17 protein-coding genes are annotated in these 13,211 nt (G+C 33.8%); 8 read left to right on the top strand and 9 right to left on the bottom strand.

Going from position 1 to position 13,211, the window contains the following annotated elements:
- Nucleotides 1-52: 52 nt before the first annotated feature.
- Nucleotides 53-679, bottom strand: coding sequence for a hypothetical protein (locus tag ACODST_RS02190; protein WP_488930481.1), 627 nt, complete (start codon nt 677-679; stop codon nt 53-55).
- A 248-nt stretch (nt 680-927) separates the two neighbouring features.
- Between ACODST_RS02190 and ACODST_RS02185 the strand changes: the two genes are divergently transcribed.
- A complete protein-coding gene (locus ACODST_RS02185) occupies nt 928-1,185 on the top strand; it encodes a hypothetical protein (RefSeq protein ID WP_488930480.1) in 258 nt (85 codons plus the stop codon).
- Nucleotides 1,186-1,199: 14 nt separating this feature from the next.
- Here ACODST_RS02185 and ACODST_RS02180 read toward each other — a convergent pair whose 3' ends face one another.
- Entirely contained in the window at nt 1,200-1,418 is a 219-nt protein-coding gene (locus ACODST_RS02180) for a SymE family type I addiction module toxin (RefSeq protein WP_488930479.1), read from the bottom strand.
- A 150-nt stretch (nt 1,419-1,568) separates the two neighbouring features.
- Here ACODST_RS02180 and ACODST_RS02175 point away from each other — a divergent pair, with 150 nt between their 5' ends.
- Complete coding sequence (locus ACODST_RS02175) at nt 1,569-1,979, top strand: helix-turn-helix domain-containing protein (RefSeq protein ID WP_488930478.1); 411 nt, start codon at nt 1,569-1,571, stop codon at nt 1,977-1,979.
- 4 nt (nt 1,980-1,983) lie between these two features.
- Here ACODST_RS02175 and ACODST_RS02170 read toward each other — a convergent pair whose 3' ends face one another.
- Complete coding sequence (locus ACODST_RS02170) at nt 1,984-2,367, bottom strand: hypothetical protein (protein ID WP_488930477.1); 384 nt, start codon at nt 2,365-2,367, stop codon at nt 1,984-1,986.
- A 93-nt stretch (nt 2,368-2,460) separates the two neighbouring features.
- Nucleotides 2,461-2,880 (bottom strand): hypothetical protein, encoded by a 420-nt coding sequence (locus ACODST_RS02165; RefSeq protein ID WP_488930476.1) that lies wholly within the window; start codon nt 2,878-2,880, stop codon nt 2,461-2,463.
- A 116-nt stretch (nt 2,881-2,996) separates the two neighbouring features.
- Between ACODST_RS02165 and ACODST_RS02160 the strand changes: the two genes are divergently transcribed.
- Nucleotides 2,997-4,223 carry a multidrug effflux MFS transporter gene (locus ACODST_RS02160; RefSeq protein WP_488930475.1) on the top strand — a complete coding sequence of 409 codons (1,227 nt, stop codon included), beginning with the start codon at nt 2,997-2,999 and terminating at the stop codon, nt 4,221-4,223.
- Between the two features lie 128 nt (nt 4,224-4,351).
- On the opposite strand, the gene ACODST_RS02155 is transcribed toward ACODST_RS02160, so the two are convergent.
- From ACODST_RS02155 to ACODST_RS02140, 4 genes are all read right to left on the bottom strand, one after another.
- Nucleotides 4,352-5,611: an NAD(P)/FAD-dependent oxidoreductase gene (locus ACODST_RS02155; RefSeq protein ID WP_488930474.1), complete on the bottom strand. Its 1,260-nt coding sequence runs from the start codon at nt 5,609-5,611 to the stop codon at nt 4,352-4,354.
- An 82-nt stretch (nt 5,612-5,693) separates the two neighbouring features.
- Nucleotides 5,694-7,028 carry a DEAD/DEAH box helicase gene (locus ACODST_RS02150; protein ID WP_488930473.1) on the bottom strand — a complete coding sequence of 445 codons (1,335 nt, stop codon included), beginning with the start codon at nt 7,026-7,028 and terminating at the stop codon, nt 5,694-5,696.
- A gap of 209 nt (nt 7,029-7,237) precedes the next feature.
- Complete coding sequence (locus ACODST_RS02145; RefSeq protein WP_488930472.1) at nt 7,238-8,776, bottom strand: DEAD/DEAH box helicase; 1,539 nt, start codon at nt 8,774-8,776, stop codon at nt 7,238-7,240.
- 109 nt (nt 8,777-8,885) lie between these two features.
- The gene (locus ACODST_RS02140) at nt 8,886-9,419 is read right to left on the bottom strand and encodes a DUF6155 family protein (protein ID WP_488930471.1); all 534 of its coding nucleotides are present in this window, start codon (nt 9,417-9,419) and stop codon (nt 8,886-8,888) included.
- A 103-nt stretch (nt 9,420-9,522) separates the two neighbouring features.
- Between ACODST_RS02140 and ACODST_RS02135 the strand changes: the two genes are divergently transcribed.
- Both ACODST_RS02135 and ACODST_RS02130 read left to right on the top strand, forming a co-directional pair.
- A complete protein-coding gene (locus tag ACODST_RS02135) occupies nt 9,523-9,816 on the top strand; it encodes a DUF3817 domain-containing protein (protein ID WP_488930470.1) in 294 nt (97 codons plus the stop codon).
- Nucleotides 9,809-11,068, top strand: coding sequence for a mechanosensitive ion channel family protein (locus tag ACODST_RS02130; RefSeq protein ID WP_488930469.1), 1,260 nt, complete (start codon nt 9,809-9,811; stop codon nt 11,066-11,068). The genes ACODST_RS02135 and ACODST_RS02130 overlap by 8 nt, the downstream gene beginning before the upstream one ends.
- A 95-nt stretch (nt 11,069-11,163) precedes the next feature.
- Here the strand turns inward: ACODST_RS02130 and ACODST_RS02125 are convergent, their stop codons facing one another.
- Nucleotides 11,164-11,589, bottom strand: a complete 426-nt coding sequence (locus ACODST_RS02125) for a hypothetical protein (RefSeq protein ID WP_488930468.1) — start codon at nt 11,587-11,589, stop codon at nt 11,164-11,166.
- Nucleotides 11,590-11,735: 146 nt separating this feature from the next.
- On the opposite strand from ACODST_RS02125, the gene ACODST_RS02120 reads away from it, so the two are divergent.
- From ACODST_RS02120 to ACODST_RS02110, 3 genes are all read left to right on the top strand, one after another.
- Nucleotides 11,736-12,137: a glyoxalase gene (locus tag ACODST_RS02120; RefSeq protein ID WP_488930467.1), complete on the top strand. Its 402-nt coding sequence runs from the start codon at nt 11,736-11,738 to the stop codon at nt 12,135-12,137.
- A 342-nt stretch (nt 12,138-12,479) separates the two neighbouring features.
- Complete coding sequence (locus tag ACODST_RS02115) at nt 12,480-12,611, top strand: hypothetical protein (RefSeq protein ID WP_488930466.1); 132 nt, start codon at nt 12,480-12,482, stop codon at nt 12,609-12,611.
- Nucleotides 12,604-13,179, top strand: coding sequence for a Crp/Fnr family transcriptional regulator (locus ACODST_RS02110; RefSeq protein ID WP_488930465.1), 576 nt, complete (start codon nt 12,604-12,606; stop codon nt 13,177-13,179). The genes ACODST_RS02115 and ACODST_RS02110 overlap by 8 nt, the downstream gene beginning before the upstream one ends.
- Nucleotides 13,180-13,211 lie beyond the last annotated feature (32 nt).

Raw genomic sequence — 13,211 nt, 5'->3', positions numbered from 1 at the left:
AGGATTCGTAAAATCAGGCTTACTATATAAATTACCAAATGATTGTTAACTTTTACTCTAGTAAATTTTTTATTGAAATGATTTTATCTTTTAAAATTGAGGAATTATTTATATTATAGATGCCTTTTAGATTTTTTAATAAACTTATACCTTTGTCATTTTTTAATTTTCGTAATTCAATTTCTGATAATTTATTCACACAATTATATAAGTTGTCGAGAACAATACTTATACCTCCTAAGTCTTCACATAATATATAATAACCAACGGATCCATTGTAATCTATTATAGCTTGGTAATAATCATCTTTTTCTAACAGTTTGTCTGCATTAAATTGCAAAAATAATGCACTGAATAAATTGTGATTTCTTTCTGTTTCTTCTTTAAATTCGGCTATTTTTTCCTCAATTTTTTTATTGAATTGTTGTTCTAAAGTTTCTTTTACTTTGTTAGCAATTTCATTTTCACTTGCTTTTAAAATTTTTGCCTGGAAATGTTGAATATAAAGAGGCACAATGATACCAAGTACACCAAAAGCTCCAGTTAAAAGATATAGTAATTTATTCCAGGAAGAGTCGTAAAATTCGTTGATTTTACTTAGAATTTCTAAAGTATCATTTGATTGTGTTTTTACAGCTTCAACTGCTGATATAACAACTGTTTCAATAAATATTATCATGATTTTAGTTTATTTCTATTTTTTGCGAATATAAAGTATTTCGATTTTAAAACGTTGCATAAAACCGTAAACTCTTTTTCTTTAAAATCTTTAGGTTTGATTCCTTGTAAATATCACTTCTTAAAACAATTAAAAATGAATGAGAATCCTTTTAAGTTTTGTTGAAAGTTAAATTATTTTATGATTTATTCTTTTTATCCCTGAACAAAATTTATTAAATTTCAGAAAATAAAACTAATAAATATAAAATGGGAAATATAAAAAATATCGACTTTATTGAAAATTGGAATATTACTGAAAAAGGAATACAATTAAAACGAAATAATATTTTTATATACGAAAAAGACAAAGGTATTGATAAAGATTGGTTGTTCGATTTTGCACATAGAATAGAACTTGATGAGAAGAAAAGTATAATTAACGCTGTATTAGTTGGTAACGATGTGTTTGATTTTAAAATTGATATAGAAGATTTTATGCATTCAGTGAATAATAAGTCTTTGTAAATCAGCACGAAGGCTTATCTTTTATAAAACTCCTCTCCTGGAATTTCAATTTCGATAACAATTTTCTTTTTATAAATTTTCAAAGCAAGTTTATCGCCGCCTTTAAAACCGCAATCTCCAAGCCATTTTCCGGTTATTGTAATTATCGGATTATTCTTTTTGGTATCTAGTGTTTTGTTGCAGACTGTAATTCGGCGTGTTTCTAATAATTGCTTTTTCTTGATATTTTCCATGCTGTTTTTTTATGGCGCTAAACAAGACAAACCTTATAAACTTATAAATTCTGTATTTAGATGTTTTATTCTGAAAAATGCATAAGTTAGAAATAACATTTATCAGTACGACTTTATTATTTTAAAGTAAAAATCCTATATTTGACATTTATGACAGACAGCAGCATGACAGACAAGAAAATACATCAAGGCAGAAATATAAAGCGTTTCCGTGAAATGCTGGGCATCAAACAGGAAGCTCTGGCCTATGAATTGGGTGACGACTGGAGCCAAAAGAAAATCTCTCTTTTGGAGCAAAAAGAATCTGTAGAAAGAGATATTTTAGAGCAAGTTGCTAAAATCTTAAAAGTTCCTGCAGAAGCAATTGAAAACTTTGATGAGGAACAAGCGGTAAATATCATCTCAAATAATGCTTCTTTTGAGAATTGTCAACAACCAGCTTTTTTTAATAACCAGCCTACCTTCAACCCTCTTGATAAAATGGTGGAGCTTTACGAGCGTATGCTTCAGCAGCAGAAAGAAATGATTGAAACGCTGGAGAGACTGATTCAGAAAAAATAATTATCTATTCATATAATTTCTTCAAAATTAATTCTGCGGGTACTAAATCCTGACCGCCTCGTTTGGTAAACTGTATTACACCGTCTTCGATCATTAAAATAGCACTCGAAGCTGATCCGTCTTTTGCAATGATTTTTATTTGAGCTCTGTCGCCTAAAGGATATACATATCCTGAAATATCCAAAACTCCGGAATTTAATTCTTTATGTTCACTTGTAACTTCTGCTGTTCCGGAAATCTTATAATTGGACTGCGCCATGGTAATGGTCAAAAAATAGTCTTTTTTGCAATCTTTACATTTTTGAGATCCCCAGGTACCGGTAAATTTGTTGGTTTGTGAGTAAGACTGGAAATTTACCAGAAGCAGTAATAAAAGAATTTTTTTCATAGAATTTAAATACGGTAAAAATATCGATCAAATATAAACGAAAAAAAGCATCACGTAGTATTGTGATGCTTCATATTTCCCGTATTTGAAAATTTATTTTAATTTTTTCAAATAAACGGATTTTCCGTTAAGAGAAACTTCGATCTGATTTGTTTTTTCTGAGAAGGTCGTTCTTAGTGCATTTCCTTTAAAAATGGAAACGTCGCCATACACTTTGCCGGTTTCATCGGAAACATATTCATAGAGCAGTTTTTTGTTGTCGGGTTCAATTCCAATTTTGTAACTGGAAAATTTAGTTCCCGCTAAATCAAATTCCTGCTGCGAATCGATGATTTTTCCATCTGCATAAAAATTGGTAATCGTTTTGTTTACGGTAATATCCGGATAATACTGATTTACTTTTTGCAGTAAATCGTATTGTCCTACATCGACATCTTCTTTTTTGGATGTGATGGTTTGCGCAAATGAAGCGGACGTAAAAATAATCGCTAATAACAAAATGTATTTCTTCATAATTTTTTAGTTTTTAAGATTAATAAAGTTCTGTTTTAGATATTAAATGCATTCAATACTCTACAAGTTATGAAATCTTTACCTTTGCAGAAAATTATAAGCCTTTTTTTAAGAAAATGACAACAAAAAAACACATTACCCTTATCCTGATTTTAGGTTCTTTAACGGCACTTGGCCCGTTTTCAATAGATATGTACCTGCCTGGTTTCTCTGATATTGCTAAAGACCTGAATACTACTGTTGCTAAAGTTTCTATGAGTTTATCGAGTTATTTTATCGGGATCTCAGCGGGACAATTGCTTTACGGACCATTACTGGACCGTTTTGGACGTAAAAAACCTTTGTTTATTGGACTGCTTGTTTATATTTTAGCTTCATTAGGCTGTATTTATGTGGCTGATATTGATTCGTTTATATTTTTGCGTTTTATTCAGGCTATCGGAAGCTGTGCTGCTACTGTGGCTTCAGTGGCTATGGTTCGTGATTTATTTCCTGTAAAAGATATTCCAAAAGTATTCTCCTTATTAATGCTTGTGGTTGGGCTTTCGCCTATGCTGGCGCCTACAATTGGCGGTTATGTTACGGCAGATTTTGGCTGGCATACCGTATTCCTGATCTTAATGTTTATGGGACTATTTATCATGGTTTCGGCACAAATTGGATTGCCGGATACTTATAAACCGGATTCTTCGATTTCATTAAAACCAAAACCTATTATTGCGAACTTTTTGAGTGTTATTAAAGAACCTCAGTTTTACACGTATCCTTTTACGGGAGCCATCGCTTTTTCGGGTTTATTTTCGTATGTGGCGGCCTCCCCTATCATTTTTATGGATATCTATAGGGTAGATGCTAAAACGTATGGATGGATTTTTGCCCTGATGTCGGTTAGTTTTATTGGTTCGAGTCAGTTGAATTCGATGCTTTTAAAGAAATTTTCCAGCGAACAGATGATTTTTGGTGCTTTAATTTCACAGTCCGTAATTAGTATTATTTTCCTGATTTTGGCTTTAAACGATCTGCTGGGATTGTATGAAACTATCGGAATGTTATTTCTGTTTTTGGCTTGTCTCGGGATTTCAAACCCCAATACGGCAGGATTAACTTTGGCGCCATTTGCCAAAAATACCGGAAGTGCTTCTGCTTTAATGGGAGCTATTCAGTTAGGAATTGGAGCTCTGGCTTCGTTTGTGATTGGTGTTTTTGTAAAAGATTCTATAGCGCCAATGGTAGCAATTATGACTACTACAACAATTATCGCTTTTATTGTTTTAAATATCGGGAAACGATTTATTAAAAACAAAGTAGAATTATCGGGTGATGATATAACGATTGGACATTAATATGAAGTAATTTAAATTCCAATATTTTAAAATTCCAATTTTGTGGAGTAAAAAAAAAAAAGAATCTCAAGGAGATTCTCTTTTTTTTGGATTTGGAATTTAAAATATTGAAATTTAGTATTTAATATTTAGTTTCTTTTATCCGGTCTGATGATCATTCTAAGAGACTGATCTCTGGCAAAATATGCTACCATCCAGTTCCAGAAAGTATTGAGTCTGTTTCTGTAAGTTATTAAAGAAATAAGGTGTATAAACAGCCAGATGATCCAGGCAAAGAAACCTTTAAAGTGCCATTTTGGACTAGGTAAATCAACTACTGCTTTGGCTTTTCCGATAATAGCCATAGAACCTTTGTCTTTATACGTAAACGGTGTAAGAGCTTTATTTTTAGTTATTGCTTTAAAGTTTTTGGCTAAGTTTATTCCCTGCTGAATAGCTACCTGCGCTACCTGCGGGTGTCCGTCCGGGAAATTTTTATCTCCGGCCAGAATTGCGGTATCACCAATAGCGTATATGTTTTCGAGTCCGTTTACTTTGTTATATTGATCTGTAGCCATGCGTCGGCCGCGGCCATAGCTTTCTTTTGGAATTCCTTCAAAAATTTTGGCCGAAACTCCGGCTGCCCAGATTAAGTTTTTGGTTTTAATAGTTTCTCCATTTTCAAAGAATACAGTATCGTCTACATAATCAACCACTTTAGTGTTTAATTTTACAACCACGCCTAATTTGGTCAGTGCTTCTAAAGTGTCTTTTTGCGATTCTTTGCTCATAGGTGCCAGAAGAGCGTCGCCGCCGTCTACAAGATACACATTGCTGGCAGAGGTGTCTAATTCCGGATATTCTTTAAGCAGAATACTTTTTCTCATTTCGGCAAACATTCCGGAAACTTCTACTCCTGTCGGGCCTCCCCCTGCTACTACAATCGTTAACAATTTGCGGCGTTTACGCATATCTTTACAGATCGCAGCTTTTTCGAGGTTTTTAAGAAGTGTGTTTCGCATTTCGATGGCATCATTTAAGGTTTTCATCGGAATGGCGTTTTTCATCACGTTTTCCATACCAAAATAACTTGTTTCGGCTCCAGTGGCAAAAACAAGATGGTCGTAGGCTAATTCACCGTTGTTCAGGATGATTTTATTCTCGGCAGGAACAACAGACAGTAATTCCCCTAAACGAAACTGCAGGTTCTTTTTACCAGCAAAAAACTTTCTGAAAGGATAACTGATACTGGATGGTTCCAAAAAAGCAGTGGCAACCTGATATATAAGCGGAGGAAAAAAATTGTAATTGTTTTTGTCTACAAGGGTTACTTGTATATCCGGGTGGTTTACAAGTTCTTTTGCCAGATTAAGTCCGGCAAAACCACCTCCAATTATGACTATGTTCATATATGTTGTTTATTAAGTAGGATTATAGAATAATTCCTTATAAAAGTACAACTTTAATAAACAATGACAAAAGTCATGTTTGCTACTTTTTGCTTTTTTTAACTGATTTATCAACTATATCGATTTTGTTCTGCAAAATATAATTAGCCATTAATTTTTCGATTAGTTCGTCCTTCGTTAAATGATGAAAAACGGTTTTTACTTTAGCTTTTAGATCAGCAGAGATATCGTGATTTGGTTTTGTTTTAAAGATTTGTTTTGCCCATAAAAGGGTATTGTTTTCTTCGATACTTAAAGCCGAAGGTTTTTCGAATTTGGTAAATGTAAGTCCTAGTTCTCTTTCGAAATCAGCAACTTCAAAAACTTCTTCCTGCTGCAAAACGGTTAGTGAAAGTCCTTTTGCTCCGGCTCTGGCTGTTCTTCCGCTTCTGTGAATATAGGCTTCATAAGTATCCGGCAAATGGTAGTTTACCACGTAGGCGATTTCTTTAACGTCAATTCCTCTGGCTGCTAAATCAGTGGCTACTAAGATGTTGATATGTCCTTCGCGAAACTGTTCCATAATACGGTCGCGGATTCCCTGTGTAAGACTTCCGTGTATGGCTCCTGAAGAAAAGCGGTTTATAGCCAGATTTTTAGCCAGTTTGTTAACGGCAGCTTTGGTTTTACAGAAAATAATTCCTCTTTCTCCTTCTCTTGAATTTAAAAAATGCATTAAAACATCTAGTTTTTCAATCGGATCAACGACAATATATTGATGGTCAATTTCTTGATTTCCTGTGGTTTCCATACTGGCACTTACCTGAATGGCATTTTTGTTCAGGTAGTTCTGAACCAGCTGTTTGATAGTTCCCGGCAGTGTTGCTGAGAATAATAAAGTGCGGTGTTTTTTAGGAATTTCGGCTAAAATTTCATCCAGGCTTTCTTTCAGGATCGCAACCATTTCATCTGCTTCGTCTAAAACCAAATACTGTGTTTGTTTTAAATCAACAGCCTTTCTCTGAATCAGATCTACTAAACGTCCCGGAGTGGCTACAATAATATGAGTTGGCGATGTAAGGCGCTCAATTTGAGGTTTGATCGGGATTCCGCCGCAGACAGCTGCAATGGAAATATCAGGGATGTATTTTGAAAAATCTTTTAAATTTCTAAAAATCTGATGTCCTAATTCTCTGGTTGGAACTAAAACAACAGCCTGTACAGCAGTTGATTTTGTGTTAATCAGCTGTAACAAAGGCAGTCCGAAAGCGGCCGTTTTTCCGGTTCCGGTTTTGGCTAAACCAACAACATCGTGATTTTCTGCTACTATTAGCGGAATTGTTTTTTGCTGAATTTCAGTTGGTTCAACAATATTTAATTCGCCTAAAGCTTTTAAAATTGGTTCTGAAAGTCCTAATGATGAGAAGTGTTTAGACATGATTTTAATTTTAGTCCCGAAACTTCGGGATTAGATTTTTAGATTCGCTGCAGATTATTATTTGTTTCAGGTGTCAAGTTACACTAAAACTTAATAAGTTTAAAGGAGAAACTACATTTGCTTTGAAATGCTATTTCTCCTTTTTAAATTTAGAATATTATTTTAGGTTCCAACCACTTGAAACATGAAACAAATAAAACTTTAAATTATCAATCTGGTTCGTTCATTATTTTTTCACGGTATTTTTTACCAATTAATAACGTTAATCTTTGCTTGTAATCATCTAAAAGCCATTCACGATAGTTTTTACTGCACTGGCTTAAGCATTTGGCAAAACGTTTAATACGGTCTTCGATATCGTCTTCCAGCTCTTTTGAAAGTGCTTTGGCTTCCGGCAGCAATTCGGTATTATCCACACACATTGCAGCATGCTGTTCCAGTGATTTGTCTAATACAATTTTGGAACGCAGGTTTTGTTTGATTGCCAGTTTGTGTTCTTCATCTACATCAAACGATACGTCGGCTGTTTTACTAAATTTAGCTCTTAATTCAGCCGGCATGCTGTATTTAAAATACATTTCAATTTCGGTATCATCTCTAAGATTTTCCAGATAGAATTCCGGAGATTTAAAAATGTGCTGCCAGTTAACCGGATCGCTCCATAAACCAAAACGGGCGGCATTATTTCCTAAATCGATTACTGTAAATTCATCTTTACCAGGCAGTTTACGGGATCCACGCCCAATCATCTGGAAATAAAGCGTTAATGATTTTGTTGCTCTGTTTAAAATGATGGTTTCTACGGTTGGTTCGTCAAATCCGGTAGTTAAAATTCCTACCGAAGTTAAAATCGCATCCGGAGTTTTCTTAAACCATTGTAGAATATCTTTACGCTCTTCAGAACTGCTGGTGTTGTCCAGGTGTCTGATATCGTAACCTGCTTCTCTAAAAGTATCGTACACGTATAATGACGTGTGGATACCATTATTGAAAATCAGAGTCTTTTTACCTAATGAACGTTCTGTATAAGCATGAAGCAGTTTTTCCTGCATCATAGAGTTGGTATATAAATCATCAGATGATTTTACAGTATAATCTCCGTTAATACCTACTTTTAATGAAGTCAGTCCCACATCATAGCTATATGTTGTGGCTCTGGCCAAAAATCCTTTGTCAATTAATGAACCAATAGTGTCACCCACGATAAGTTCGTCGTAACTCTGGTGCATTGGCAGTTTTATATTAGAACTCAAAGGAGTTGCTGTAACTCCCAGAATAAAAGCATTTTTAAATGAGTTTAATAGTTTTCGGAATGAATTATAATGCGCCTCGTCAATAATTACTAATCCAATATTGTCCAGGTGCAGTTTTTCGTCGTTAATACGGTTTTTTAAGGTTTCAACCATCGCAACGAAACAGGAATAATCATTTTGATCCGGAAGTTCTTTTACCTTACTGTTGATTATTTTATTGCTGACACCAAAGCCTTTCAGCATTTTTGAAGTCTGTTTGCAAAGCTCGATTCGGTGTGTTAAAACCACCACTTTTTTGTCATTGTTGGATAAATAACGACGTACAATTTCTGAGAAAATCACAGTTTTTCCACCTCCCGTTGGCAGTTGATATAACAAATGATGTTTTGGAGGAGCATTGTCTAAGCGGTCAAAAATGGCATCAATATCGCCTTTTTGGTATGCATAAAGTTCTTTTTTCTCTTCTCTTTCTATTTCTAAAGTGTTTTGAGACATTGTTTATTTTTGGATTTTTGCAAAAATACATCTAAAAAACAGTTATTCACCTTATTTTAACCTAAAATAAATGTTTTTTTTAAACTAATATTTTTTATAGGAAGTGTTTTTAAAAGTCAATTTTATCCAGAATTGCTTCAAAATCATACTTGTTTTTCCATTTTTGCTGCAAAATCTCTTGATAAATAGACTGGATTCTTGCTTTAAATTCAGGCAGAATTCCGTTAGAAATAACAAAATTCACCGCTTGTTCAAAAGAATTAAATATGCTTTTGTAAAACAATTCCTGTTTAATAAAATTACCGGAAGAATAAGTCTGCGCAATTTCGATATTATAAAACATCAAATCGGCGACAATAAAAGAGTCAACACCTAAAGAAATAAAATGTTTGATGATTTTCTGAGCTACAGAACGACGCATTTTGGCTTTAGGACGCCATTTAGCGTTAGGCTTTTTAACCGGAAAATATTCGTGTGAAATTTTAACCTTAGATTCCTGCAGCAGTTTGTCTTCTTTCGGATTAAAAACAAAATCGTAATACACCTTTACAGGACTGAATTTTTCATACAATTCTATCAGCTGTTCTTCTAATTGTTCTTTTGTTAAATCGGCTAAATATTTTTTTAAATCGCGCTTGCTCATTATCAAAGTTTAAGAATGCAAAAGTAAATTACTTTCCTGAGACATAACTTAAAAACCAACCATAATACTTAATTTTGCGGGTATAATCTCAAAAAACATCTACATGCTTAAGATTTTCAAAGTTACCGCAATTTTAGAGGGAATCTCCTATTTAGTTTTATTTGCCAATATGCTTATTATCAAAACTAATAATCCTGAACTTTATCATACTTTATTACGACCGCTGGGAATGACACACGGCGTTTTGTTTATTGGTTACATTGTTTTGGCTTTCTTATTAGTAAAATCTCAAAAATGGGATTTAAAAACGTTCTCTATTATATTAATTGCTTCCTTAATTCCGTTTGGAACTTTTTATGTAGAAAAAAAATATTTAGAAACTAAAGCAAATGCATAAGCTTTTGGATAAAATATTTAATTTTTTATATCCGCTTTTCAGAGACTGGGGAATGAGCCGCAATTTTGCTTCATACACCAGTCTCATTATTAATATAGCTCTTATGCTGGTTTTGGCATATGCTATCTATTATGCCGCGAAGTTTGTTCTGGTTACGCTGACAGCGATTTTTGCCCAGCGAACCAAAACGAAATTTGACGACTATTTAATTCACAACAAAACCACCAAATACACCGCTTATTTAATCCCGTTTTTCTTTATATACAAAGCGGTGCCCATTATTCTGGATAAATACGAATACTGGGAACTGCTTTTTGGAAAAATTGTGGGTATTTATATCGTTCTGATCAGTTTATGGATTATCAGGACGATTTTTAATGCTTTACGCGATTATTTAAAGCAGAAACCGGAATACAGTGACAAACCTATTGATAGTTTTGTACAGGTAATCATGATAGTGCTCTGGATTTTTGGGGTGGCGATGATTATTTCGACTTTATTCGGAATCAAAAAAGGGGAATTATTAACCATTTTAGGAACACTTTCGGCTATCATTATCCTGATTTTCAGGGATACAATTTTAGGTTTTGTTTCTAGTGTTCAGGTGGCTATTAACGATATGGTCCGTATTGGCGACTGGATAACAATGGATAAATTTGGTGCCGATGGTGATGTAATCGAAATTAACCTGACAACGGTTAAAGTTCGAAATTTTGATAATACGATTACCACGATTCCAACTTATGCACTAAGTTCCGATTCGTTTCAGAACTGGCGCGGCATGCAGAAATCTGACGGAAGACGTATTAAAAGACATGTTTTGATAAAAAGCAGCAGTATTCGTTTTTTAAACAATGATGATTTAAATCACATGAAGGGAATACAGCTGATTACTTCTTATATTGAAACTCGTCAGGCCGAAATTGAAAAATACAATGACCTTAGAGGAATTGATAAATCTCTTCTACTTAACGGTCGTAATATGACTAATTTAGGTTTGTTCCGAAAATACATTATGCAGTATTTATTAGATCATCCCGGACTGAATAAAAACATGCATATCATGTGCCGCCAGCTGCAGTCTACAGCGCATGGTGTTCCGTTAGAAATTTATGTTTTTTCGAGTGATAAGCGCTGGGCAAATTACGAATATATCATGTCGGATATTTTCGATCATGTAATGGCTTCTGTGATTTATTTCGATCTTGAAATATTTGAACTCCCGTCGCAGATTGGAAGACTGGACAGGTAGTTTTTTTAGTGTTCAGTCTCAGTATTCAGTCTCAGTGTTTAGCCTTAGTTAATAACTGAAAACTGTGACTGCGACTGAAAACTGAATACTAAAAACTACTTCTTAACTTCTTCAAAAACAAACTTAGGATCTTTATAACTTAATGTACCATGAATAAAACACGGAAGATTCATATAAGTTCCGATTACTCCGTTTCCTGAGATTAGTTTTTTATCTTTTTTGAGTAAGGCCAAGGGGATTCTTTTCCAGCTTCCGCCATTTGAAATATAGTGGTAATCACCTCTTAAAGTGTCTCCTTTTATGTCACCTCTCACATCACCGGAGTCCTTCCCTACTCCGTAATAGGATATTTCGTAACGCCCGAAAAAACGTTTGTCGCTAATCTTTAAGGCTAATACAGCAGTGTCTTTGTCTTTGACCGCCTGATAGAATACTTCTTTGTATTGGTTCTCCTCTTTGGAATTGCATGAAATAATCAAAATAAGAACGGATAAAAGGAAAATAAAAGATAATTTGTTCATAGTTGTAATTTTAGAATAAGGTAAGTTAGGTAGGAAATATAAGTTTTCTTCTAAAACAAACTCGTATTTCTTATAGGATTTAATTAACTTTAAGACAAAAATAGATTTTTTTGTATTTTATTTTTTCTTAAATTTAAATAAAAAACATGGCAGACAGGGACACTTTTTTAAAAGAATTCAGAGGCGAAACTTTAGGAACCGTGAGTGCTCAGTCTTCAGCAGATGAGATCTTTCAGAATCAAACGATTAGACCAATACTGAAACTTCAGAATGATTTGTTTATAGCAGTTTTTGTAAATTATGTAAACAAAAACAAACCGGACTTTTTTTCTTATTCTGTAGAGAAAAAGCTGCTGGCTATAGAGAACTCCATTCAAAAAGATATTAAGTTCCGTAATTCCCTGAAAGGAATTGTGATGGCGCTTTTTACACTTGAAGAATATGAAACCTATATTAAAAATTCTTCCAGTTTAAACAAGCGTATGATGAATTTGCTAATCGACCGTCTAAAAAGCCAGGTGCAGTTGTTTGAGGTAGAATCGAATTAAATGATTTTAACCAAAGAACACATTGTTTTTGAAGATATGTGCAGAAAATTATTTTTGGGAGAAACAATCCGGGGCGTTATATATGGTGAAATTGTAATTCTGGATTACGTTTTTTAGTTACGGCCTTTATGCAAAAGAGATTGATCTAAAAGAAACCCCTAATGATTATGAACAGAAATGGGATGTTTCTAATGAAGAAAAATGGATTCCATTACTCGGAAAACAGATTACTGATTTTAAGATAAACTGGGAAAAGGTGATTTCTTTAAATCAGAATGAAGCAGGTAAAACGCCTATTTTATATCCACAGACTTTTTTGTTTAACACAACATATGAGATGAGATGCGAGTGGTTGTAAGTGCTTCGGAATTTAAAGGAGATGACGATAAAGTTTATAAAATGCGTGATAATCTGCTGGTTACAACTAATTACAAATTAGCAGAAGAGCTTCAAATTATTTACTATCATGTTTGATCAATTCCGGGATAAATTTCCTTTACCAGATGAAAAATGGGCTGAATATACAGGATATTTTAATCGTATAGAAGTTCCAGCCAAAACAACTCTTTTGGAAGAAGGCGAAATTTCGAAAAAGCTCTTTGTGATTGAAAAAGGCTGCATAAGAGTCTGGTTTAATAATAACGGAAAAGACCTGACTTCGCAGTTCTTTTTTGAAAATCAAAGCGTAGCTTCTATCGAAAGTTTTATAAAACAATTTCCCAGTCCGGTATTTGTTGAAACTATAGAACCTTCTGTATTATGGTGGATTCGTAAAGAAGATGTAGATACTATTATTGAAGAAATCAAAGAGATTCCGGAATTGCGTGATCGGCTGATTGATGTGCTTTTTCAGAGAACATTCGATTATATGAAACACTTTTTTTCTTTTATAAAAGAATCTCCTGCAGAACGTTATTGCAGTTTAATTGAAGAGAAACCTCAAATTGTACAGAGAGTGCCGCAGCATTATATTGCTTCTTATCTGGGCGTAAGTACAGTTCATTTAAGCCGTATAAAAAGTAAACTGGTTCATAAAAAATAAACAGATTTCATTTAATAACAAATGTTATCGTC

This window comes from Flavobacterium sp. FG19, assembly GCF_057809475.1.
This window is presented reverse-complemented; position numbering and strand designations above follow the sequence as displayed.

Excerpts from the sequence above, each read along its gene's own strand:
- ACODST_RS02190 (WP_488930481.1), bottom strand. The coding sequence starts at position 679 with ATGATAATATTTATTGAAACAGTTGTTATATCAGCAGTTGAAGCTGTA.
- ACODST_RS02185 (WP_488930480.1), top strand. The coding sequence starts at position 928 with ATGGGAAATATAAAAAATATCGACTTTATTGAAAATTGGAATATTACT.
- ACODST_RS02180 (WP_488930479.1), bottom strand. The coding sequence starts at position 1,418 with ATGGAAAATATCAAGAAAAAGCAATTATTAGAAACACGCCGAATTACA.
- ACODST_RS02175 (WP_488930478.1), top strand. The coding sequence starts at position 1,569 with ATGACAGACAGCAGCATGACAGACAAGAAAATACATCAAGGCAGAAAT.
- ACODST_RS02170 (WP_488930477.1), bottom strand. The coding sequence starts at position 2,367 with ATGAAAAAAATTCTTTTATTACTGCTTCTGGTAAATTTCCAGTCTTAC.
- ACODST_RS02165 (WP_488930476.1), bottom strand. The coding sequence starts at position 2,880 with ATGAAGAAATACATTTTGTTATTAGCGATTATTTTTACGTCCGCTTCA.
- ACODST_RS02160 (WP_488930475.1), top strand. The coding sequence starts at position 2,997 with ATGACAACAAAAAAACACATTACCCTTATCCTGATTTTAGGTTCTTTA.
- ACODST_RS02155 (WP_488930474.1), bottom strand. The coding sequence starts at position 5,611 with ATGAACATAGTCATAATTGGAGGTGGTTTTGCCGGACTTAATCTGGCA.
- ACODST_RS02150 (WP_488930473.1), bottom strand. The coding sequence starts at position 7,028 with ATGTCTAAACACTTCTCATCATTAGGACTTTCAGAACCAATTTTAAAA.
- ACODST_RS02145 (WP_488930472.1), bottom strand. The coding sequence starts at position 8,776 with ATGTCTCAAAACACTTTAGAAATAGAAAGAGAAGAGAAAAAAGAACTT.
- ACODST_RS02140 (WP_488930471.1), bottom strand. The coding sequence starts at position 9,419 with ATGAGCAAGCGCGATTTAAAAAAATATTTAGCCGATTTAACAAAAGAA.
- ACODST_RS02135 (WP_488930470.1), top strand. The coding sequence starts at position 9,523 with ATGCTTAAGATTTTCAAAGTTACCGCAATTTTAGAGGGAATCTCCTAT.
- ACODST_RS02130 (WP_488930469.1), top strand. The coding sequence starts at position 9,809 with ATGCATAAGCTTTTGGATAAAATATTTAATTTTTTATATCCGCTTTTC.
- ACODST_RS02125 (WP_488930468.1), bottom strand. The coding sequence starts at position 11,589 with ATGAACAAATTATCTTTTATTTTCCTTTTATCCGTTCTTATTTTGATT.
- ACODST_RS02120 (WP_488930467.1), top strand. The coding sequence starts at position 11,736 with ATGGCAGACAGGGACACTTTTTTAAAAGAATTCAGAGGCGAAACTTTA.
- ACODST_RS02115 (WP_488930466.1), top strand. The coding sequence starts at position 12,480 with ATGCGAGTGGTTGTAAGTGCTTCGGAATTTAAAGGAGATGACGATAAA.
- ACODST_RS02110 (WP_488930465.1), top strand. The coding sequence starts at position 12,604 with ATGTTTGATCAATTCCGGGATAAATTTCCTTTACCAGATGAAAAATGG.